The following is a 22,654-nucleotide window of genomic DNA, read 5'->3' as shown; positions in this document are numbered from 1 at the left end:
CCCCCCCCCCCCCCCCCCCCCCCCCCCCCCCCCCCCCCCCCCCCTTTTTTTTTTTCACCCACAACCCGCCATCCCAGATGTGTATAAGAGACAGGTTATTAATATAGTCGAGGTTAATTTTAACCCGCTTCCACATCTTTTCAATGGTATCGGTTTGGCAGAGACGACCACTGCTCTTGGCCAAACCGATAGTGTTGTACATTGCGTTTAACAATGTCAGTGGGCACTCTTAGTGCTCAGGCCAGCTGAATTTCTCCCCCAAAAGTGAATTGTACTCTGGAGGATCAAAGGTGTAGTTCCCTGCTGCTGGGGTGATCGTCAATTCGCCTATAAATACTTTGTCGTTATGCAAGTAAAAGTCGACGCGTAAGTACCCAAAATGCTGTGAAAGTTTTTTGGCTACTAAAAGCATTTCATCGAGGGCTTTGGGCTTTTCGATTGGCACACTACTTTGCTGTTGCCCTGCTCGAGTAAAGGGCGCTGGAGTCCAGTCCTCAAGGAACAGATTTTGAGTGATAGAACCGAATCGATCTTGCATGTATTGGATGAAAATATAGGGTGCAGATGCTTTGCTGTCGTTAAAAACGTTGAATTTGTAGTCCGCAGGTGGGTTGCCATTAGTCAGTAATGCATGTTCAAAAATTATTTGCGGTTCAATATGTTGATAGTGTTTCTCTCTAGCGGTGCAGGAGAAGTCGGAACGCAACCAGTTGTTAGCTAATTGTGCGAGGCTCTCAAGGTCTTCGTTACGTTTGTCCGTGATAATTTTTACTTGGCCAGCACTATGGTTAGCCTTCATCACGAAGGTATTTGGGAGATCATCGAATGTTGAGGTGGATACTGTTTTGCATGAGAAAAACGCAGGTACCAGGTACTGTTCACCCACGATTTCCGCAATGTGCTCGCGTACGACAACCTTGTCTGCAAGTATCGAGAATACAGGCAGAGGATAACGCATCCTGTGATAAATTTTTTCGGAAAAACTTTTGGGGTTGTTGAAGTCGCAAAGGCTTTTGTGATTCTTAATATGCTGGTACTGATAGAAAATAAGCTCTGGAAGTAGAGATAGCAAAAGCCTTTTTGTGCGGTGTGCGGTTGCATAGAACATATTTTAAACTCATTAATTTAGTGTTTGCTTGGTTCTGAGCGCAAGGGCTGGATGCCTGGCTTTCTTTTCTTACATAAATGGACGGTTATTAAAATCAAGAGTAAATTCAAAAAGGCCCCGCTTGCGCTGAAGAAAATCACGGCAAGTAGATCGCTTTTAAATAAGTAATAGCCGACGGCTAGGGCTCCTGCTCTTGCAACAAGCATTAACGTGCTGGAAAATAGAAGGAAAAATTGGGCGTTAAGCACAGGCAAGGCTTTCACAGCGGGTGTGTTGATAAACCCAAAAAAACACCAAACGGATAACCAGCGAGCATACTCCCCGGCAGTATGCCATTCTGGTCCGAATGCGAGTGAAAATAACCAAGGTCCGAATGCTATTACCAAACCAAATGGGACTATGCCGACCAGTGCAAGCGCCTTGGTTGCTTTAATCACTAGGTGTGTGATGTCTTCTTTTTTGTGGGCCGCTTCAGCGAGGCGAGGATAGAAAACATCGCCGATGGATTTTCCCAGAAGTGCTGAAGGCATCGCCAGTACGGTACGTCCCAGTGTATAGAAACCCGCTGCTGCGGGACCAAAAAAGGCTGCGAGCATTAATACGGGTAAACCTTGAGAGGCCGCATTCAAAGTTACTTCAGGTGCTCTGAAAATTGGAAAATCTTTGTATTTCTTGGCTAGTGCGTATAAACTTGGCCGGTTTTTTTGCTCTAAAGGTTGCGAGTTTTCTTTTTCAAGCTTCAGGCCTAATGCAAGTAAAGTAGCGTATAGCAAACTTGTAATGGTAGAAAGAATTATCAGTGGTGTTGCGATCGGGTATATAAAGCCAAAGCCTGTCTTACTGAAGTTTATAATCAATGACTGGGCGATGGCAACTTTTGCTGATAGGCGAAATTTTTTCTTGCGTATTATCCATTGTTCAATGATTTGATGAAGACCTGTAAATAGCATCGCCAAAGGCATGAGGGCCAAATATCCATTAAGTTCTTCAAGGCCGAATAGGGTTAGCAGTTGATCACTTGATTGGCTGATTATTAATGCCGCGAGGGCTGAGGTGGCAAGAGTAATAAGTAAGCTGAGTCTGGCCAGACCTTTTGCGTCCTCATCATCTTCAGGCAAGATTATTGCAATTGGATAGGCCAGTGCTACCATTGGGGTAAGAACTGCTAATGCGGCGATAAAACTACCGACTAAGCCAAATATTTCTGGACCATACAGTCGAGTTATTATCGGAGAAAAAGCCATGGTGATAGCTTGGGCGCCAGCAGTTCCTGTTGCTACGATGGCGACATTTCGCAAAAAACGATTTTTGCTCATTAACTTTATACGATTAATCAAAGGATGCCTCGGATATAAGAATCTGAAAAAAAGCTACACGAGGTCTCGTATATGAATATCAATGCCGTGCACACTGCGAAGAAAAACATCCGCAGTATTAGTTTGCAAGGTAAAATCTTAGTAAATATCTTTTGAGATCAAGGTAAGCGGTGTCTTGATCATAATTTTAATATCGAGCCACAGCGACCAGTTATTAATGTAATCAAGATCGATTTCAACGCGCTTTTGCATCTTTTCAATGGTATCGGTTTCGCCGCGGCAGCCGCTGATTTGTGCCAGGCCGGTAATGCCGGGTTTGATACGGTGGCGGGCCATATAGGCGTGAATCTTGCCAGTGTAATAGTCGTTATGGGCAACGGCGTGAGGCCGTGGCCCCACTAATGCCATGTCGCCATGTAACACATTAAACAGTTGCGGCAGTTCATCCAGTGAAGTACGGCGGATAAAGCGGCCAACTGCTGTTACCCGTGAATCGTTGCGGCTGGCTTGTTTAACCTGTTTGTCATCATGAACTTGCATGGAGCGGAACTTCCATACCTTGATGACTTTGCCATTCCAGCCATGGCGATGCTGTTTAAACAGGATAGGGCCGGGGGACGATAACTTCACGGCAATGGCAATCGCTGCAAGCACCGGACTCAGGCAGATAATGGCAACCAGTGACAGCGAGCGCTCCATCAATGCCTTGCTCAAGGCAGCAGTTGGATAGCTGGTAAGCGGGCTTTCATTCAAATGGATGGCCGGGCGGCCGCCAATTTCACTGACCGAATGGTTAAGCAGCATCATGCTGTCCAGGTCCGGTACCCAGACCACGTCGACATTCAGGTCAAGCAGATCGATATAAAGTGCTTCAATACGCTGGGCTTCTTGCAGGGACAAGGAAATATACAGCCGGCGGATATTGTGCTCGGTAATCAGTGAGCGTAACTGGGCCAGTTCACCCACGATAAGAGGGGAATTGGTGGCGTCTTCAAAAGGCGAAGCGCTGACCACCCCCACCAGCGGAAAATGATTTTGCTGAATAAAGCTGTCGGCCAGCTTCAGCGCAACACCATCAGAACCAATAATAAGGCTGTTGTAATGATGGTTGTTACGCTGGTGATAAAATCTGGACAGCCGATGCAATATCAAATACGGCGGCACCTGTACCAGAAAGCCCAACGCGGCCCAGCTGAGCAGAGTTTCCCGGGAAAAAAGCTCGCCGGATTTGGTCATAAAACCAATGGTGCTCAGGCACGCCAGGGTCAGGGTCCAGCCGAGAAACAGGCGGACGCAACCGTTAAAAGCCGTGTGCCTTTTATAGTAAACATGGGTGGCGGAATAGGCAGGTACAGATACCAGCAGGGTCAGAACCGCGAGGATGCGGTAATGGAAATCAACGCTGCCAAATTTGGTATAGACCAGTGATATCAACAAGGCAGTGACAAAGGCCATGGCGACAGCCCATTGCCCCCAAAAAGTCAGGCCTCTGGCCACGGTTTTACGATCTAGACGTGTATGAATCAAGGTAGCAGCCTTGTGATAAGTACTTGACTATAGGAGCAACTGACAGGGATAAATCACAGCACTCTTCCATGTGCAGGCGTTGAGTGGCGCTATAACTGAAGTAGATAGTGGCCACACGAAACATTGATAATAAAGGTTATCCGTAGCAGGGGTTCGACGTTTTATAACAATGCGTGAGACAAATGTTATTTTCAATAGATCAAAGAGTTATAGTGTTCAGTGATATCAATACAATAGCTAACTGCCTGTATCTGCCAGTTAAATGATTGCGTTATGCCACTTTTTTGGCAGCTTGCACATCTTGAACCAGGCAATAGCCACGATTGCGTACCGAGCGAAATAGGCGCTCGCCAAAAACCGCTTTAAACTTGTTCTGCAGTCGGCTCAGGCACATTTCCAGGCCGCTATAACTGTATGTATCTTTATTGATGCCGATAATAAGTTCCTGTTTGCTACAAATACGCTCGTCTCTTTGGCTTAAGGTCTTGATCAGCAGTGACTCAATGGCGGTCAGCTGAATGCAGGCGGTATTGTTGCACAGATGTTGTGCCTCAAAGCAAAACAACCAGGTATCAGGGCTGCTGGAATAGTGTGCGGTGGGGGGAGTGGCTGGGGAGGTCGGCGTAGTTTTCAAAGTAGGAATAACAGTCAGGCCCGGAGAGTAGGGGTGGATGTTCAGCAAGTAAGGTTTGCTTACCGTTATCGCGCGAGAAACGTCTGACATGTGATTGAAGGTAGATACCATGCCATGTTCTGCATTTACCCAGCAACCCCAGGGCGCGAAATGCGTTTTGCGCCATAGATGACGGTCGGATTCGCAGGCCTGCTGGTTTGCGGGCTGTAGTTGATAGGTTGCGCAGGGCAAGCCATAGGTGTGTGCAATCGGACTGTTACTGGCCGAGGGTGCATAAGCGGAAAATCTGAGTGTTACCTTCATGCTTCAACGTCTCCATTCGTCGGTGTCAGGCTGATGCCTAGTGGCGAACTACAGCGGTCTGCAGCGCAGCTCATGAAGTAATAGTTATTTCAGAATGGTGCCCCGGCGCAGCCGATATCCGAATGCGCGAACACTAAAGATCAATTCCAGATTATATGCTTTTTTAATCTTTGTTCTTAGGCGGCTAATGGTTTTTTCCAGTGCTCGCGGATCATAAAAAACAATATTGGGGTCCAGGGTTTTGGCAATGCTGTCCTGGCTCAGTACATGCTGCGGCGCCTGTATCAGTGCGTCGATAATGATCATTTCGGTGTATGAAATTTCAATTTTTTGCCTGTCGCTGCACAATAACAGTCGTGTGCGATCAAGGGTCAAACGGGTGTTTGTGGCCCAGTGTGATTCCTCGAAAGTGCGTAACAGCACAGCCTGCTTTTCCAGCAGGTCAGTTGGTAACTTGATGCAGTGGTCGGCGCCAGCAAGGTAATAATTGATACTGTTAAATGACTTGTTATGAGTCACCAGAATAAAAATACAGGTGGCTTGATTGAACAGGCGGATATGCTTGAGCAATTCCAGGCCATCATTGATGGCCTCAGGTGCATTCACTTCAATAAAAACAGCTTCTGTGCGACTAAAGTCACAAGTCATATTCGCCAGGGTATCGCAGGCGTCAAGATGCCTCACTTCAGCAGTGACAAGCTGTGCTATATCTTCGACCAGCGCTTCGCTATAGAAAAAATTAAGCGCTTTGGGGGCCTGAATATCGGTAGTGCATCCTGCGGCAAGCATATCACCTAACCCAAGTACTTAGAGGCTGTGGGATTTTGCCATATAAGCCGATATCAAAGCAGACATTTTATAACATTTACTACATTTGGTGTTGTGTTAGCTGGCAATTTTTCAGCTTATAAATATCGAAGGTCGATTTTTCGCGATAAATAACGTTGCCACCAGCAAAATTGACCCGCACTAGCATGTCTATAGCGATTATTCAATCCTTAATGCTATGGCGCGAACAGCACCCTGCCACTGCCAGGCCCAGGGCTACCCCTGCCGTATTGGCAAGCGCGTCGTAAAACGACGCAGTGCGCAAGGGCATAAGGGCCTGGGCATATTCAATCAGCAGCCCTGCCAGCACGCAGCCAATGACGAGCCAAAGTAGCCGGATATGCAAAAATGCAAGGCGGCAACTGAATGCCAGGGCAAAAAAACCAATAAAGTGATGCAGCTTGTCTTCCTGGGCAAAAGCCTGCGGAATTGGCCGGTTGCGCAAACCGGTAAACAGCAGGCCTGCGCACACTGCCAAAAACAGCAGTGCGCGCAGCCAGAAGGGCAGATCAACCAGGCGTTGAATCAGCTGCCTCACTCGGTGATCTTCTCGAAGTTTTCATAGAAGGCATCACGATTGCGGCCATCGGTCATGGTGTGCAGCGAGTACTGGCGATGCAGCATGGCGCCACCATCTCGAGTCAGCGGTGCCCAGGCGATATTGGCCCGGCTCATGGTCGACACACTCATCATCTCGTCGAACGGAATCGAGATATAAATGCCCTTGTCGAAGCTACCTTCGCCGTATTCTTCCTTGGATGCCGTGGTGCGGGTTACCCAGCCACCGAATTTCACCCCATTGGTAAATTCGCGGGAGATATCGATGGTGGTGCCCCAGTCCCGGGCCAGATAACGACCTACGCTGACGGCCGCGTCCAGATCGAATGGCAGCTTGGTGTAAGAGGTGATATGGCCGGTTACTGTGCGGTAATCACGCAGGCCAAAGCCCTGGTCAAATTCCCGCTGGCGTACATAGTTCAAATCGGCACCGATTGACCAGCGTTCACCCATTGGGCGATAGAGTATCTCGCCCCCGACACCAGCGTACATGGGCTCCAGATAACCACCATAGACCATGCCATACAGGTCTTGATCCAGGCGCTTGGCATGGTTGAGCTGCAAGGCAGGCATGGTCACATCGGAAGTGGTGACGTATTTTCGCAAATCTGTACGGACGCGCGGCATGTTGCTGGGGGCGTCATATTTGAACTTGTCGAAGTTGTTCAGCAGGTTGACACTGACCCCGCCACTGGCCCATGTATTTGGGGTAATGCGATATTGCCCTTCAGCATAGGCGCTGATCTGATACAGCAGGAAGCCATCAGGCCCACCGAGGTTTTGCTGGTAGCCCAGACCAAAGCCATAGGTCAAGGGGTCAGGCTTGTGCTGATACAGGGTTTTATCATAGTGGGCCGTGGCGCGGTTGACCTCGGTAGTGCGATGCAGATTGACCAGATCCTGTTCGTTATTGACTACATCGCGAAAGGTCGAGCGCGGAACGCTGATTTCTTCCACGGGCATGTCATAACGCTTGTTGACCATGGTGAACCACTGGATCTGATCATTGGCAGTATTGTCCAGAATACGGCTGGCCCGGCCTGCGCCTTTAGCTGTGTAGAAATATTTGGACTGCTCGCCATATACCATCAGTTCGGAATCACGCTGGGCAATGCGTTCAACTTTATAGCCGGCATTTTTTTCCAGCTGTTGCGATACCGCAGCCCAGTCGACCTCTTCCAGAGGTGCGACAGGTGCCTGTGCTGGTAGTGGTTGCGCCGGCGGATCATAACTTTTGACCGGAGCCTTGCGGCTGACAAAGTTGGTATGCAGGGTAATACCGAACAAGGCAGTATTTCCGCGCTCCCAGCCGGCGGTCAGATCGATATTATCGTTGAGCTTGTAGACTGCGCCGATGTTGATTGGAGTGTCTTGATTGAGATTGTTCTTCTGTGGCTCGTGCTTATAATCGTTACCTTCATATTCAACCTTTAGGCTTAGGGAGGGCCAAGGAGTTTGGTATGTTATTCCTCCAAAAAAGGCAGGAGATCCTCTGAAATACGAGTTGGCGTTAACATCACCAATTGAAGTACTTTCCGGGCGCATATCAAAACGACTATCTAAATAACTTAGCGGATTGTCCAGATCGCCGCGATTGCCGATATAACCCCAAGCAATTCCGAGGCTGAAGTCAAGATTGTTGAGTCGCTTGCTTGCTACAATATACTCACTGGAAAAAAAACCAGTACCGCCGATATCTCGAAATCCAAGTGCGAGTTCGGGTAGCCAGTGGCTTTCTTGCAACAACCTAGCTTTCGCATCAACTGCTTTGTCTTTATAAGTCTGGTTCCCGCTAAGTGCTTCGGGCCCATATACTCGGTTGCTAATGACGGTATACCGGAACGTACCTTCGAGCCAATCAACTGGCTGTAAAGAAAGACTGTAGCGGGCGTTGGGATCGGTACGATTGGCGTTAAGGCTTAACTCGCCCGCCGGGGCCATACGTGCCGTTGGCGTTTGTAACAAGCCAACGCCACCAAAATCATTCTGGGTATAGCGCGGCTCGGCATGGGCTAGGCTACAGGGCAGTAATACAACAGCAGCAAAACATAACTTCAAGGGGCAACCTCGGCCAGCGGTTGAGTGGCTAGAAACTGGGCCAACTGCTCATTTAAATCAGGTGTGGGCAAATCGATATTGCTATTTTTTACCGGTACCAAGATTGTGCTGCCAGCTACCGTATAGATGCCGTCCTGACGATTCCAGGCGGCAATTGCCACGCGTTGGTAACGACCATCGGGGTGGATCAGCCACAAAAAGTCGGCGTCGGCTTCGGCCAATCGCGGGCAACTGTCCAAATAGTCACGGGCTTGTTGCTGGGCTCGAAAGGGCAGGGTACAGGGTTGCTGTACTGCTCCAACGACCCTGACGCTGTTGGTTCGCGTTGGATAGATCAACTGGTCGCCATCGGCAAGCAGAAAATTGCGGGCAAAACCAACTTCAACGGCAACAGGATCAAGCACCGCCACTTTACGCATAGTAATCGGCAGGCTGCTTATGTCTTCAAACAGGCGCCCGGCCAAGGAAGCGAGCGCGTCGTTGTTATTGAGCATGGCACCTCTTTGCAGCATCTTCAGATCAAACAACACCCCGACCTTGAGCCGTGTTTGCTGTTCAAGAAGGGGGGTGTGCAGCCATGCGCCAGCCAGCCAGTAACCTTCAGGGTTTGGCTGGGCCTCATTGATGGCGTCCTGCAAGCGAATGCCTGGTGTAAATGCCACGGATCCCGGTTTGGCAACATCACCGCTAACCGTGATTGCGGCCTGACTTGCAGTGCTCACGCCTAGTATCGAGAGGCTTAACAACAGGCGTGCGCTCAGCTTTTTCAGGTGGCTCACCGGGACATCTCCCAGTCAGGGCGCAGATGCACAATCTTCAACGCAAGCTCCGGTGTCAGGTATTGTTCGCTCTGTATTACCAAGCCGTTATCAGGCTTGATCCAGTAGCGATTGGTTGCGCCAAACCCCAATGCCGGAATCTCGAAAGACTCATCAATACGCTGTAGGGTCTGTGGCTGACCGAGAATGGTCACTGTTTCCAGGCCCTTGCGACGAAAGCGGCTGTTTACCGCCAGGCCGACCTGTTCGCCTTTATAAATATCGATCCAGCGTGAGCTAGTGTCGCCGTCCGCTATATGCTGGAGGCCACGTTTAAATGGCGATTCACCCTCAAAACGGGTGCCATCCAGGCTGGGCTCCAGCCCTACTGAGCGCACCACAAGACCGTCACGCATTAAAAGCACTTGCTTGCCCGAAGCTACCCAGTACTGCAGGTCGCCCTGTTGACGTAGTTTGGCCATGACCCCTTCATTGGAAGGGGTGGTTACCAAAATTTGTGCATATGGCACTGCTGCGACGTCTGCAGCTGTCAGTTGCAACGGCTGCGCGCCCTGGACGGCGGCCTTGAAGGTATCAAGAGAGCCTTGCATAAGTGGGCTACAGCCACACAGCAGCAGGCACGCTACCAGGCATGAGCGGTTACGAAGAGTTTTCAAAACGGCTCAAACCTTATCGGCTGCTGGCTTCACTGAGGTTGTTACCTGCGGCGGCGCTGGTACCTAAAATGGTGGCCGATGGCAGCAGTTGACTGATCAGGCGGTTCCAGCGTGTGACTTGGGCTGGCCCCACATACACGATGTCCTGTGGTTTCAGCTGAAAGTGACTGGCAACCGCAAAGGCAACCGGCGACTCGGCATCCAGTTGGAACACCTTAGCTGGCTGGGTCTCGAGGCTGTCAGCGCCACGAATAACATACAGCGCGTTGCCGTTGGAGGTGGTTTGATTTAAGCCACCAACAGAGCCGATCACATCTGCAAGATTCATATTCTTAGTTTTAAATTTCATTGCTTGAGGTGCGAGAACCTCTCCCATCACATAGATCTTTTTACGGTCATTGTAAGGTAAATACAGTTGGTCACCGTCTTTTAAAAATAGATTATGTAGTTGAGATCCGCTGTAATTGAGAGCGTCCATGTCCAGTAAATAGTCATGTCCATCGCGTGTAAGGATCAGGCCAGAAAGGTCAGCGTTTAGGGATTCAACTCCTGCCGCGCCGAGTGCCTCTACAATACTTAGCGGAGTTGTGGTTATGGGGATTGGCCCTGCTTTAATCAGAGCTCCCGCGAAGATTGCTTTTTGACTGGCAAAACGTAGAACGCTCAAATCAACTTGAGGGCTGTCTACATACTGCTTGAGTCTATCGGAGATAATCGAGCGCAGTTCCTCAATGGTTTTACCCGCAGCATCAATTTTTCCAATGTAAGGGTAAAAAATCGTGCCATCAGGGCGTACTAAGCGACCGTTGGCATCAATCTGTTGTTGGGGGCCTGAGGGTGCAGTCAATTCGGGATGGTCCCAAACGGTGATATACAGCACATCGTTGGCACCGATCCGGTAAGCCTGCGGCTTGAATGCCAGCAATTCTGCCGGCACCGAGCTTGAGACGTAGGTCGCCGCGTTTTGCGCAATCAGCTTGGGGGTGATGGGGATCAGCTCGACCCGGCTACTTTCTGGTGAGCCTTCAGTTCCGATCTCACTGGTATCCAGGTACTGACCGGGCGCAAACATACAACCTTGCAGGGCGAACCCTGCAAGTACCGCGAGCGACAAACTACGAATCATCATTGAGGACACTTGTAAAGGAAACACATCAAAATCAAATGCCTGGAATGCTCCAGGTGGTTTAGTCCTTTCGACCTGGCAGGTACTTAGTTGGTACCGGTAGTACCTGTGGTACCAGTAGTGCCTGTGGTACCAGTAGTGCCGCCGTTGCCACCGCCACCGCCACCGCCACCCGAAGCTGCTGCTGCAATTCCGGCTGCAGCTGCAACACCCAGGCCAACTGCAGTAGTAGTGCTAACGCCTCCCAGGACGCCGGTTGTTGTCGCCAAGGAAGTACTGCTGGTAGCACCTGTGGCAGAGGCTTCAGCCGGGGCTGCGTCAGTAGTAGGAGTGGCGACTGGCTCGGCTGCAAAGGCGTAGGAACTCAATGCTAGGGTCAATACGGAAACGAGGAGCTTGTTCATGGGAAATCCTTTCGTTGAATGTTCTGGATAGCAAGGTAAGCTTAGGTGGTCGTGGAGATTTGCATCTATAAAATAGCTATTCGCGGGTATTATATTTCATAAGGCTAATGTAAGAATACTCGGGCATTGTACATTTGCTTGCTGACGTTTTATAACGTCTTTCGCGGCGCATAATTCAGGCCTGTGCATCACATAGCACTGATTCCGAATTGCCATAAAAGTTTCTGAATCTAGGAAGCATAACCCAGCGGATTGTTCTCCTGCCATCGCCAAGAATCAGCCATCATTTCGATCAAACCACGCTTAGCCGTCCAGCCTAACTCAGAGGCTGCTTTTCTTGGATCTGCCCAGCATTCAGCAATATCACCGGAGCGACGATCAATGAGTTTATAAGGTACAGGCCTACCGCTAGCTTGTTCGAACGCATGAATTATCTCTAGTACGCTGTACCCAATACCTGTACCCAAATTCCATACTCGCACACCAGCATCTTCCGAAATGGCCTTTAATGCACATAAATGGCCATCAGCCAAATCTTGCACGTGTATGTAATCGCGAACGCCAGTGCCATCTGGTGTCGAGTAGTCGCCTCCGAAAACCGATAGCTCATGTAGCTTGCCTATAGCAACTTGGCTAATATACGGAAGAAGATTGTTCGGTAAGCCATTTGGTGCTTCGCCAATCAGTCCGCTTTGATGTGCTCCTACAGGGTTAAAATATCGTAATAGAGCAATACTCCATTGTTGATCTGATTTTGCAAGGTCCTTTAGTATGACCTCAATGGTTAATTTCGTACTGCCGTAAGGGCTTGTTGGCGCTGCTGTAGGGAAGTCTTCCCTAATAGGCATTTCTGTTGGAGCCCCATAAACGGTTGCAGAGGAGCTGAACACTAGGTTGAAAACGTTGGCTTGAGCCATGGCTTGAAATAGAGTGATGCTTCCAGAAATATTGTTTTCGTAATAGTCCAAAGGCTTTTGTACACTTTCACCGACAGCTTTTAGACCAGCGAAGTGAAGTACTGAATTAAATTGATATTCTGCAAAAATTTGATCAAGCGCTTTTCGATCACGTATATCGGCCTGATAAAACTTCGGTCTCTTGCCACAGATGCGCTCAATCCTGTTAAGAGATTCTACCGAGCTGTTGCATAGGTTATCCAGTACTACGACCTCGAAGCCAGCTTCAAGTAAAGCGATAGTTGTGTGTGAGCCTATATATCCAGTGCCCCCTGTTACCAAAATCTGTTCACTCATGATGGCCTCTTATTTTGTTTTGGTTCTTTGCTTTTAGTTTGTATTTGATGGCGTCATATGCGAATACAAAAGTAAACTTTATGAATAAAAATGTATATCTATTTATAAGCTTAGGTTCGTCATAGATGCGATAGGCCCAACGTAGATTTAGACGGTTTACCCATTTTGGGTAATAGGCTAGTCCGGCTTTTGCAGTTTGATGAAAAAAACCACCGCTGGTATAACCATCACCAGACCAGCCTGATTTTTTCAAGTCAATTAGAAATTGTTCTTGGTATGGAGTACCCATACTTGCAATGACTATGTTTGGGTTTAAGTTGCATATTGTATTAATTATCGAATTTCTTTCTTCTTCAGACGAAAAAAAACCATTTGCGACACCTGACACTTTAAGGTCTGGATATGCTCTTTGTATTTGAGAGCATGCATTTTTTGCGACACCTTGTTCGCCGCCTATGAAGTGAACTGTATAGTTGTTTTCAGATGCTAGGCGAAAGACTTTAATTGCAAGAGAAGTCATGTCAAAACTAACACGTGTTTTATGTACCCCTATTGCTCGAAGATAAATGCATAACAAAATGCCATCGCAATGGATGGTGTCAAATTGTTTAAATATTGACGGATTATTCCGGGCGATGAGGTATGAATAATGATTTAGGAATGTGGTTAAATTATTCGAGGTTGTGGCTGGTGTTGATGAAGAAAGCTTCTGAAGTATATTGAAGTCAGTCTCTGGTGGCATTGTCAAATTCCATGTACTCTGGCGTTGTAGTATGTCGCTACTTAAAGTGTGTTTTACATGTGTGGCTACAATGGCATCAAATATGTTCTGATATTTAGCGTGCATATTATTGTTTCAAGAGTCGTAAGTATTACACAGCTTGTTTCGTTTGGGTATTTAGCTGTCGATTTTGATGTGAGGCTGTGTGAATCCCTGGTCAGCGCTCCATCATTGCTCCAATCACGAAGAGAGGAGAAAGCGTCGATCAATGGCGCCACAGTGCTTTGGGCATAACGCGACAAGAAGCGGCAGAATAAAGCTCCTAACGACAATATTAAACGCTAAAAATCATCTGTTCATGGGAGCCCCCTGCAAAGTGGCTCATAAGCGGTGTCTATAACGAAATCCCAGGCAGGGTGTAGGCGTATATTGTTTGGCTATCGCGGGCTCCTGCTTTTGGTGATTGCGGACTTCACTGAATATTTGCGTCTGAGGAGCTCAAGTTAGTGTTGGCGGATTTCGTACATAACGCGGGAAAAGAAAATCCATTTTGAGGCATTGTTTGACGAGCAGCGGGATGGTGAAAGCTTGCTATTTATATTGAAAAAGTAATCGGTTTTCAGTGGTTAGAACATTCGAGGACGGGCGTGCATGTTTTTATGCTAGACGATGTTTGTTGTTCTTGACTTTGCTTGTGGCATCGAGTTCTTATTATGTTGTGGGTGTGGATTTGATGTATTGCAAACAAAGTCTTTTGTGCGTGTTCTTTAGTAGGGTGCTTTTCGATCTTAATGACCTTTCTTGTGATTGAAAATATATTTGTTCATGAATAATTTTGCTTTTTGATAAATTTTCTCTGAAAAAGTCATCTTCCAAGAGTGTCCCCAATGGTGAATTGCATAAGTGTCTTGATTTATGTCTGAGTAGAATAATATTTTAATGTCAGATGTGAATGGGTTGTAGGGATAAAAAAAGTGCTTTTCATATATTTTATGATCGAATTTGTAAGTCGGACTCTGAGACTTATAAACTTCGCTAATTACTTGTGGAATAGGCACCAGACCTGATGAAAGCGAGAGGGTTACAGCATTTAATGAGTCCTCAATAAACTTGTTTTTCGGCATGCATCCTATTATACCTGCTGCAATGCGACAGTCATCCTCAAGCCCTATGAATAGCTCGGTTTTCAATAGAGGGTCCAGTGATTTAACTATCTCCATGTCCGTATCTAAATATACGCCACCATATTTGTAAAGCACGTGCAGTCTCGCAATATCTGACGCGAAAGCCCATTTTTTTTCTTTTAGTGTTTTCAGGTAGACAGGGTCGGAGATGTCAAGATTATTTTCGTTCCAGCATATAATTTCATATTCTGGAAGATTTTTTTTCCAGCTTTCGATGCATTTTACAATTAGTGGAGATAGCGGGCTTGTTCCAAGCCATACATAATGTATTGTCTTTGGTATCATGTTGATTCTCTATTTTTACGGGTTTTGATGAATATAAAATTTACTACAGTTTTAAATATAGGTAAGGTTGCAGCGCAAAGTAGGAGTGTGTGAAGTTTTTGCGGGATAGGTGTTTGTTTTAATGTGGGAATCAATATGCTCCGAAGAAACCTAAGACCTTCAGTGTCGCCGGATGCTATTGATAGTTTTAAATGCAACTTGGCGAAGTGGATGATGTGCGAAGGGTTGCTTATATAGGTGTTTATAAAGTACTCGCTTGCAGTTACATTCATCCTATTGCTCATCCTAGAAGGATTTGTTGTGTTATCTATATATACATTAAGTTTGCTGTCAAAAGAAATATTTTCTCCGGCGTCATAAGCGCGTATACCGTACCCCCAATCCTGGTGCTTATTCTGCTCGGGGTCGAACAATGTTCCTTTGTGGTTTGCTTTATATATACTAATTGTAGATGATCTGATGTCTCCCCCTAAGGTGAAAAGATAGTCCCTAATGTCATTTGATGGGTATGAAGGAAGGTTTTTTTTGATCTCTATGTTGCCATTTTTTTCAATGTAATTTCCAAAAACTAACCCGCAGCCAAGTGCGATATGATGATTAACTCTATCTTGAATATATGTTGTTGAGTATGAGTCATCGCTATCTAAGAAAAAAACGAAATCACTTTTGGATGCGGTAAATCCTAAGTTTCTAGAGAACGCAGCATTGCTTTTATTTTGTTTTTGTATCAGTTGAATTGTTTTGTTGTCTTTAATTTTGGCTATTAGTTCGTCTATGTCGCTCGACGCATCATCGACAATTATTATTTCGATTAGTAGCTGGGTGTGAGAGCTGACTACAGAATTGATTGCGTTTTCAATGTAGCCGCTGCTGTTGTGAGTTGGGATTATAATCGAGGCTGTTAGAGGTGGGCTTGAGTTTTTATTTGTGTTTTTATAGTGCATGATCTGTTGTGGCCGCCTTAGACGTAAAGGTGTAAGTGTGGATGTGGCTTTTTTGTATTTAGTTTTCTTTGGAATTAAAAACTTTTAAAGTCGGGTATGTTTGTGTCTTAAGTGCTAGGGCGAGAAAGTATTATATAAGTAACTGATGCTAATGATTCGATTTCAGTGCTCAGTTCCAATTGAGTTGTAGGGCTGAAATGCTGATGATATAAGCTTCTGGTGATTATCGGCCAATTGAGTAATATGTAAAATCTTTTTGCTTCATTCGTTTAGGGTCAAAAATATTGCGGCCGTCGAATATTAGGTTTTTCTTAAGCTGTCTCTTTATTTGTGCGAGGTCTGGTGCTTTAAATGCTTGCCATTCAGTGATAATTACTAGCGCATCTGCATCGACAAGAGCTAATTCTTTGGTGTCGCATAGCGTCAAGTCATCTCGATTTCCATAAATTCGCTGAGTTTCTTCCATAGCCTCTGGATCATAAGCTTGGATTTTGGCTCCTGCTTTCCATAAGGCCTCCATCAGAACCCTACTAGGAGCTTCGCGCATATCGTCGGTATTGGGCTTGAAGCTCAGCCCCCATAGGGCAAATGTTTTACCGCTGAGATCGTGATTGAAGTGTTTTGATATTTTTTTGAATAGTACCGATTTCTGCTCGCTATTGCGGACTTCTACGGCCTTTAATACTTTAGCTTCAAAGTTGATGCTGTCAGCAGTACGAATCAGTGCCTGTACATCTTTTGGGAAGCATGAGCCGCCGTAACCAACACCGGCATACAGAAACTGGTAACCTATACGTGGATCGGAACCAATACCCTGGCGAACCATTTCAATGTCAGCACCAAGCATTTCTGCTAAGTTGGACATTTCATTCATGAAGCTGATTTTTGTAGCGAGCATGCAGTTTGCTGCATATTTGGTTAGTTCGGCACTGCGAATGTCCATTAGAATGATTTTTTCGTGATTGCGATTAAAGGGTGCGTACAACTCACGCATAACGTCCTCAGCAGCGCTACTGCTCGTGCCTATTACTATTCGATCTGGGCGCATGCAGTCTGCTACCGCAGAACCCTCCTTGAGGAACTCAGGGTTCGACACCACATCGAAACTTAAGTCGTTGCGCTTTCGTTGTGCCAGTACTTGGGCGATACGAGCACTTACTTTGTCTGCTGTGCCCACTGGAACGGTGGACTTGTCAATGATGATCTGGTGACTTTCCATATGTTGAGCAATGGTTTCGGCTACCGTGAGTACATATTTAAGATCGGCAGAACCATCTTCGTCTGGTGGGGTTCCTACAGCAATAAACTGGACATCACCATGCAACACCCCAGCAGCAGCATCGGTTGTGAAGTTCAATCGTCCGGCAGAATAGTTATCTTTTACTAGCGCTTCTAGGCCAGGTTCGTATATAGGAATATGACCTTGTTTAAGGCGTTCGACTTTATGAGTGTCAATGTCAATACATACTACATCATGGCCAACTTCTGCTAGTACGGCTCCTTGGACTAGGCCCACATAGCCTATGCCAAAAACTGTTACTTTCATTTCCGTCTCCTTTGAGCATTTAAATGCTAGTGGTGATGATTGAATAGGGTTTGCGATAAGGTATTATGCGGCGAAGTGAAGATGTATCGCGTTTTATACCAAGACTGAAGATTTACTTTTGGCCGTGCCATCCATAAATAAATTATAATTTCGTTAAATATCAGAGTGGTAAGCAAGGAGAGCTGTTATGTAAGATTAGTATATGTTTGTGTTTGTTGCGCATTTATCATTTGTATTTCAGCAAGTTTGTTTTCTGTGTCTGTTATAGGGCTGGATACTGTCAGTGTCGATTGTTTAGTCACGCTACCGCCCTAGGATTATTCGCAAGTCCCTAAAAGCGATAAAATCTAATAAAATTTAATGTTCTAAATAATTTGCGTTATAATAGAGCACCTCTTAGTTGTTAGAGGTGCTCAGGAAGTCATTAAGAAAGTTGCTATCAAATACTGTCTGACTTGTATTCGTAGTTGTAGTACCCGTATGCACCATATCCATATTTGGCTGATGCACGTTTTTCAACACCATTAAATATGGCGCCCTTTAGCTGAATGCCATTTTGGTTGAATCGACGAATAGTTAACTCAATTTCTCGAGCTGGGTTCAGTTCGAAGCGTGTTACAATTAAATTAGTGCCTGATTGTCGGCCGACAATAGCCGCATCCGTGACCGCTAAGAAGGGTGGGGTATCGAGAATTATCTGGTCATATTTTGCGCTAATTTGTTCAAGGAAAGTGCTGAAGTTTTTATGCATCAACAGCTCTGACGGATTAGGTGGGATTTGTCCTCGGCCAATCACATCTAGGTTTTCTACATCAGTCTTATGAATGGCTGTGTCAAGATCGCAGCGCTTAGCCAATAGATCGGATAATCCATTCTCAACGGGTATGCCAAACATTTTGTGAATATATCCTTTTCGCATATCCACATCTACGAGCAGAACCCGTTGCCCAGACTGTGCCATAACTGCAGCCAGATTCGCGGAAACGAAAGATTTACCTACTTTTGGGCTTGGCCCAGAAATCATAAGCCTGTTGTTGTCGGCTTCAAGCATAGCAAAATGTAGGCTCGTGCGTAGACTACGAAGTCCCTCTATCGCAAGATCCGTTGGGTGGCTGCTAGCGAGCAGTGGTGTAGTACGGCTTCCGCGTCCATTAGTGTTTTTCTCGTCCTCAACCTTCTGCAAAGAGCTGAACGGAATTGAGGCATATACCGGTAAGCCAAGCTTCTCGATATCGTCTGGGTTTTCTACGCCGCGATTGAGTGCCTTGCGGAATAATATATAGGCTATAGCTAGAAATGAACCGAATAGCGTAGCAATTAACACGATTAGAATTTTTTTTGGCTTAACTGGATTGAGCAGGTCTACATCGGCTGTGTCGATTACGCGTGCGTTACCTACGGCCCCTGCGCGCATCACATCCAGTTCTTGTGATTTGTTTAGTAACTGTGTATATATTTCTGTGCTGACCTTTAAGTCGCGGGTTAAGCTAAGTAGCTCTTGCTGAGTGGACGGCAGGCTTTCAACTTGCTTAGCTAACCTATGTTGTTTATTTGTAAGTTCAGCAAGTTGTCCCATAAGTGCTCTGTAAGCTGGATGCTGAGGAGTGAATTTACGGTCCATCTCAGCTTGTTGAAGTTTTAACGATGAAATGCTTGTATCTAGAGATACTATTTGGTCGAGAATTGCCTTGGCTTCCAGGCTGATATCAATTGACTTGCTGCGAATTTGAAACTGATTCAAAGCAGCTTCAGCTTTTTCCAAGTCATTCCGTACCTGTGGGAGTTGCTCCCTGAGAAAGCTCAGGCTTTTCGCAGCCTCGGCTGAAGTACGATCGATATTTTGCTGCACATAAAGATTGGCAATTTCATTTAAGATTTGGATAGCTTTTGCAGGGGTCGTGCTTTCGAGCGCTAGACCGATCATTCCCGACTCTTTTCCTCGTTCTGCGACGTCTAACGCTAACTGATAACTCAGAATTGTAGTTAGTCGTGGGTACCGAATTACAGTGAAGGTCGTTTCAGGGTTCGCTTGTAGGTTCTCGACTTTAACCTTGAAGCCGTTTGCATTGTAGACTTGGCCTACTTTACTTTTTGCTAGGATGTTACCGTCTTTATCAATTAGGGTGAAATTTCCCGTTTCACCGTTGATTAGTGTGAGTTGCTTACCCAGAAACTCAGAAGGTATTTCTAACTCTGCAAAATCAAGTTGCTCTCCACCCCAGGCAAAGCTATTCATTCCTAGTACAGGCGAGGCTACGCTGCCTTCAGCTTCAGCTTCAGGCTTAAAGCGCTTAGCCATAAATTGGCCAATCAGTGGAAAATAGTCAGGTTGTACTTCAATGTTGAGATGTAAATTATCAACGGTAGCGCCGATATTCTTGCGGGATTTAATCAGTTCGATTTCGGTTGCGGATGGCGACTCTTTACCCAGTATGCTGTTTATATCAGAGAAGCCTAACGGGTCATTTTTCTTAGCTTCAACCTGAATCAGAGCGTTTGCTTGGTACACCGGTGTCGCCAGCAATGCGTAAGTGACGCCTGCAGCCATAAACACGCCTGTCACGCTGGCAATCAGCCACTTGTGGTCGAGCAATGTGCCCAACAATCCCATTAGGTCAATTTGGTCATTATCGTCATTTTGCTCATGGGACTTCATCACTGGTGTTTGCTGCATAGGTCAGTTCTTTTTCTTCACAGATAATTCGTGGAATGACTCAGCGTTTGATCCGCTGGGCCCATGCATTTACTGCGGCATCAATCAGCGCGTAAGCGTGCACAAAGGCTGGCTTGCCTTGGCGGTACGGGTCATTGATTTCGCGGTTGTCTTGCCATTTTCCGAGCAGAAACACCTTTCCCCTGGCCTCTGGAGCGAGATTTAGGACAGCACCAATGTGATGTTGTTCCATTACCAAGATAAGGTCAGACTCATTTATAGCTGTGGCTGTGAGCTGGGTGGATATGTGCTCTGGCATGGAGTGGCCATGCTCTTGGAGTACGGCGTTCGCAGTAGCTTCAATGGGCTTGCTTTTTACGGCGCTTAGGCCTGCAGAGCTCACTACTACCTCAGAAGGTGCTAGGGCGATCCGCAATAGATGTTCTGCGGTAGGGCTGCGGCAAATATTGCCAACACAGACAATCATGATTCGTTTAAACAAGGCAGCTTCCTTTGTGCCATACAAGCTCAGCAGGTGAGAGCACTTAACGATTCGTCACGACCATTATCCCAGATCAAGGGAATGGTAGTGCCTATCAATAAAGGCTGCCCGCACCTGTCTGATGTGGCATTGGCCTGGGCGGGGACGCTTGGTCCCTGCTTATTACGGAATAAAGGGCAGTCACGAATATTAACATCTAAAATATTAACTGCTGAGCGATTGCAATATCAACCTTTAAATTGCTGAATAATACGATCGTATCGAGTAAAAAATCGCAAGTTATTTGTGCTGACAATAAATAACATTCGCATTTTTTAACTGTAAATGTCCTTTCCAGTACCCTATCTCTTTATACCTAATTCTTTAGTCATTAGTTGACCAGATGTTATCATGCTTAGAAGAAAGGTGTAATCATGATTGTTTTAATGTAGTCATGATTACAGATGGTTTTCTATTTATGATTTATTTGGTAGGGCTAGGTTTTCGATGTGGTTGTAGTGAGTTGTTAAGGTGGGTTTGGTTGTCTTGATGTGCTTGTATGAGTATAGATACAAGAGTAGAAACATAAAGGATGTGATGTTTGAGGTCTTAACAAAAAAAGATTCTGTAAAGTTTGAAATAATATATATCAGGAAGAACATGTAAAACAGTGATCGAACTTCTGGAGATGTGGTCTTTCGAGTGTTGGTCAAGAATCTGTACAGTATTGAGATGTAAATCAATGCCCCAACTAAGCCGAGATTTAATAATAGGTCTATATAGCCATTGTGAGAGTCGGAAGGGACGAAGTCGCCAAGTCCAATGTTGGTCACATATTTGGCGTATGGTGAGTTATAGAAGCCTTCCAGGCCGAATCCAAATAGCCATTTATGCTCCAGGTTCAATGCATTTATACCGCCGCTCCAAATTGTTGTTCTTCCAGACATTGGGATTTCTAGTGAAAAAAGGGAGACTAAATCGTGGTTTCCTCCAGTGTTTTCGATTTTTAGACAATCGAGTGCAATGAGAGCTATCGCTGTGACTGCTGATATTATAATTCCAACTTTGAATGCTTTGCTAGTCCATTTCATATGTAGCGCTAGGGGTGCAAGTATGATGATTATTGCTGTTGCTTGAGATGTCCTTGAATTTGTAAGTCCGAGCGCCAGTAATGCTACTGCGATGTATCCTGCTGCTAGAAGGGTCGGCTTCTTTTTGTCTATCTTGTATGCGTATATACAGAAAAAAATAAAGAAATATAGCAATCTCCCGTATGTGTTTTTTTGGCCGTAAAACGAGTTTAGAGAGTTCGCGCCGTCGACTTCGTGAAAAGATATACTTGTAAATGCTGCGGTGAAAAGCAAGGAAGCTAAGAATGTAAACTTTAGTGCTTTAAAGCTGAGAGTTATAAACTCTTTGAGGTCCATTGTTTTGCTTATATGATTAGCAACAATTGCTACACCGCAAAACGAAAATGTTTTAAGCCAAAAGCCTAGGTCTTGATAGTTTTGCACTAGCCCTGTAACTACGACATATAGTAAGAGAATGAATATTTTCTTGTCTAAAGATAGCAGTGTTCTCTGTGAAATTGAAAGTGCTGCTGCGTATAGGTATAGTGGTAACACAGCGAGGTGGTGAAGTTGCAGGCCTCCTAAGTCTGTGGTACCCCAAAACATTACGCCTATCGATAGTGGGATCCAAAGATATACAAGGATTTTGTTGTTTTGTTTAGCGTGATTTTTTTTCATGTCTTTCGTAACCGGAAAATGCCCTGAGATTCGATTCTACATGTTTAGCACTTGCATGTCAGCAGCTGAGCATCATGATGTAGGCGTTGCCTTGCGTGATTTGCTAAAAATATCCCGTCATTTTATAACGTCACCTCTTTTCTCTTTTCTTGAACAAGCGCTCTGGCAGTATGCTGCAGTTGATTTATGCTTCGTTAGGTTACTTCTAGATTTTTATGGTTGTCCAAATATTTCCCATGCGTCATCAATGTAATTATGGTTGTGTGAAGTTTTAACTTCCCATTGCGTATATGTTTTTTTCGGCCTTGAGTCGAGTGTTGTAATAGCTAGTTGATGGTGTTTCATGAATCCAAGTGAAAAATTCGATTTATGCTCATGTAAAATAAACTCGTCGAGAGTTTAGTACTTATGTGAGTCAGCCGACGACTGTCATTATCTGGTCCGAAGCCGAAATAGCAGAGCTTCTAGGGATGCTCCGATCAACTTGCTGCGCGGCGGCCGCAAGTCGTAATTTGCACGGCACGCAGCGCTATTTGCTCAAA

General features: G+C 45.9%; 19 protein-coding genes. All 19 read right to left on the bottom strand.

Features of this window, described 5'->3' with window-relative positions:
- Positions 1–229: 229 nt before the first annotated feature.
- Positions 230–1,108, bottom strand: a complete 879-nt coding sequence (locus tag QN377_RS20530; protein WP_322213097.1) for an ATP-grasp fold amidoligase family protein — start codon at positions 1,106–1,108, stop codon at positions 230–232.
- 17 nt (positions 1,109–1,125) lie between these two features.
- On the bottom strand, positions 1,126–2,424 hold the full coding sequence (locus tag QN377_RS20525; RefSeq protein WP_322213096.1) for a lipopolysaccharide biosynthesis protein: 1,299 nt from the start codon (positions 2,422–2,424) through the stop codon (positions 1,126–1,128).
- A gap of 138 nt (positions 2,425–2,562) precedes the next feature.
- Positions 2,563–3,879 (bottom strand): undecaprenyl-phosphate glucose phosphotransferase, encoded by a 1,317-nt coding sequence (locus tag QN377_RS20520; RefSeq protein ID WP_322213095.1) that lies wholly within the window; start codon positions 3,877–3,879, stop codon positions 2,563–2,565.
- Between the two features lie 343 nt (positions 3,880–4,222).
- Positions 4,223–4,888, bottom strand: coding sequence for a helix-turn-helix domain-containing protein (locus tag QN377_RS20515; protein WP_322213093.1), 666 nt, complete (start codon positions 4,886–4,888; stop codon positions 4,223–4,225).
- An 84-nt stretch (positions 4,889–4,972) separates the two neighbouring features.
- Positions 4,973–5,677, bottom strand: coding sequence for a winged helix-turn-helix domain-containing protein (locus QN377_RS20510; protein ID WP_322213091.1), 705 nt, complete (start codon positions 5,675–5,677; stop codon positions 4,973–4,975).
- A gap of 202 nt (positions 5,678–5,879) precedes the next feature.
- A complete protein-coding gene (locus QN377_RS20505; protein ID WP_322213090.1) occupies positions 5,880–6,254 on the bottom strand; it encodes a VanZ family protein in 375 nt (124 codons plus the stop codon).
- Positions 6,251–8,332 carry a YjbH domain-containing protein gene (locus tag QN377_RS20500; RefSeq protein ID WP_322213089.1) on the bottom strand — a complete coding sequence of 694 codons (2,082 nt, stop codon included), beginning with the start codon at positions 8,330–8,332 and terminating at the stop codon, positions 6,251–6,253. Before QN377_RS20500 ends, QN377_RS20505 begins: the two co-directional genes overlap by 4 nt.
- Positions 8,329–9,111: a capsule biosynthesis GfcC family protein gene (locus tag QN377_RS20495; protein ID WP_322213087.1), complete on the bottom strand. Its 783-nt coding sequence runs from the start codon at positions 9,109–9,111 to the stop codon at positions 8,329–8,331. Before QN377_RS20495 ends, QN377_RS20500 begins: the two co-directional genes overlap by 4 nt.
- Entirely contained in the window at positions 9,108–9,767 is a 660-nt protein-coding gene (locus QN377_RS20490) for a YjbF family lipoprotein (RefSeq protein ID WP_322213085.1), read from the bottom strand. Before QN377_RS20490 ends, QN377_RS20495 begins: the two co-directional genes overlap by 4 nt.
- A gap of 13 nt (positions 9,768–9,780) precedes the next feature.
- On the bottom strand, positions 9,781–10,893 hold the full coding sequence (locus tag QN377_RS20485; protein WP_322214122.1) for a polysaccharide biosynthesis/export family protein: 1,113 nt from the start codon (positions 10,891–10,893) through the stop codon (positions 9,781–9,783).
- An 86-nt stretch (positions 10,894–10,979) separates the two neighbouring features.
- Positions 10,980–11,297, bottom strand: a complete 318-nt coding sequence (locus QN377_RS20480) for a hypothetical protein (RefSeq protein WP_322213084.1) — start codon at positions 11,295–11,297, stop codon at positions 10,980–10,982.
- A 230-nt stretch (positions 11,298–11,527) separates the two neighbouring features.
- A complete protein-coding gene (gene galE, locus QN377_RS20475) occupies positions 11,528–12,550 on the bottom strand; it encodes a UDP-glucose 4-epimerase GalE (protein WP_322213083.1) in 1,023 nt (340 codons plus the stop codon).
- Positions 12,543–13,397 (bottom strand): WecB/TagA/CpsF family glycosyltransferase, encoded by an 855-nt coding sequence (locus QN377_RS20470; protein WP_322213081.1) that lies wholly within the window; start codon positions 13,395–13,397, stop codon positions 12,543–12,545. The genes galE and QN377_RS20470 overlap by 8 nt, the downstream gene beginning before the upstream one ends.
- Positions 13,398–14,059: 662 nt before the next feature.
- Positions 14,060–14,740 (bottom strand): glycosyltransferase family 32 protein, encoded by a 681-nt coding sequence (locus QN377_RS20465; protein ID WP_322213080.1) that lies wholly within the window; start codon positions 14,738–14,740, stop codon positions 14,060–14,062.
- The gene (locus QN377_RS20460; RefSeq protein WP_322213078.1) at positions 14,737–15,684 is read right to left on the bottom strand and encodes a glycosyltransferase family 2 protein; all 948 of its coding nucleotides are present in this window, start codon (positions 15,682–15,684) and stop codon (positions 14,737–14,739) included. Before QN377_RS20460 ends, QN377_RS20465 begins: the two co-directional genes overlap by 4 nt.
- Before the next feature lie 223 nt (positions 15,685–15,907).
- Positions 15,908–17,230, bottom strand: a complete 1,323-nt coding sequence (locus QN377_RS20455; protein WP_322213077.1) for a UDP-glucose/GDP-mannose dehydrogenase family protein — start codon at positions 17,228–17,230, stop codon at positions 15,908–15,910.
- Between the two features lie 439 nt (positions 17,231–17,669).
- The gene (locus QN377_RS20450; protein WP_322213076.1) at positions 17,670–19,904 is read right to left on the bottom strand and encodes a polysaccharide biosynthesis tyrosine autokinase; all 2,235 of its coding nucleotides are present in this window, start codon (positions 19,902–19,904) and stop codon (positions 17,670–17,672) included.
- Between the two features lie 40 nt (positions 19,905–19,944).
- Positions 19,945–20,385 carry a low molecular weight protein-tyrosine-phosphatase gene (locus QN377_RS20445; protein ID WP_322213074.1) on the bottom strand — a complete coding sequence of 147 codons (441 nt, stop codon included), beginning with the start codon at positions 20,383–20,385 and terminating at the stop codon, positions 19,945–19,947.
- 455 nt (positions 20,386–20,840) lie between these two features.
- Complete coding sequence (locus QN377_RS20440; RefSeq protein WP_322213073.1) at positions 20,841–22,112, bottom strand: O-antigen ligase family protein; 1,272 nt, start codon at positions 22,110–22,112, stop codon at positions 20,841–20,843.
- Positions 22,113–22,654 lie beyond the last annotated feature (542 nt).

The sequence above is a fragment of the Pseudomonas sp. CCC4.1 genome, from assembly GCF_035019225.1.
GTDB classification, from domain to species: Bacteria; Pseudomonadota; Gammaproteobacteria; order Pseudomonadales; family Pseudomonadaceae; genus Aquipseudomonas; species Aquipseudomonas bubulae.
This window is presented reverse-complemented; position numbering and strand designations above follow the sequence as displayed.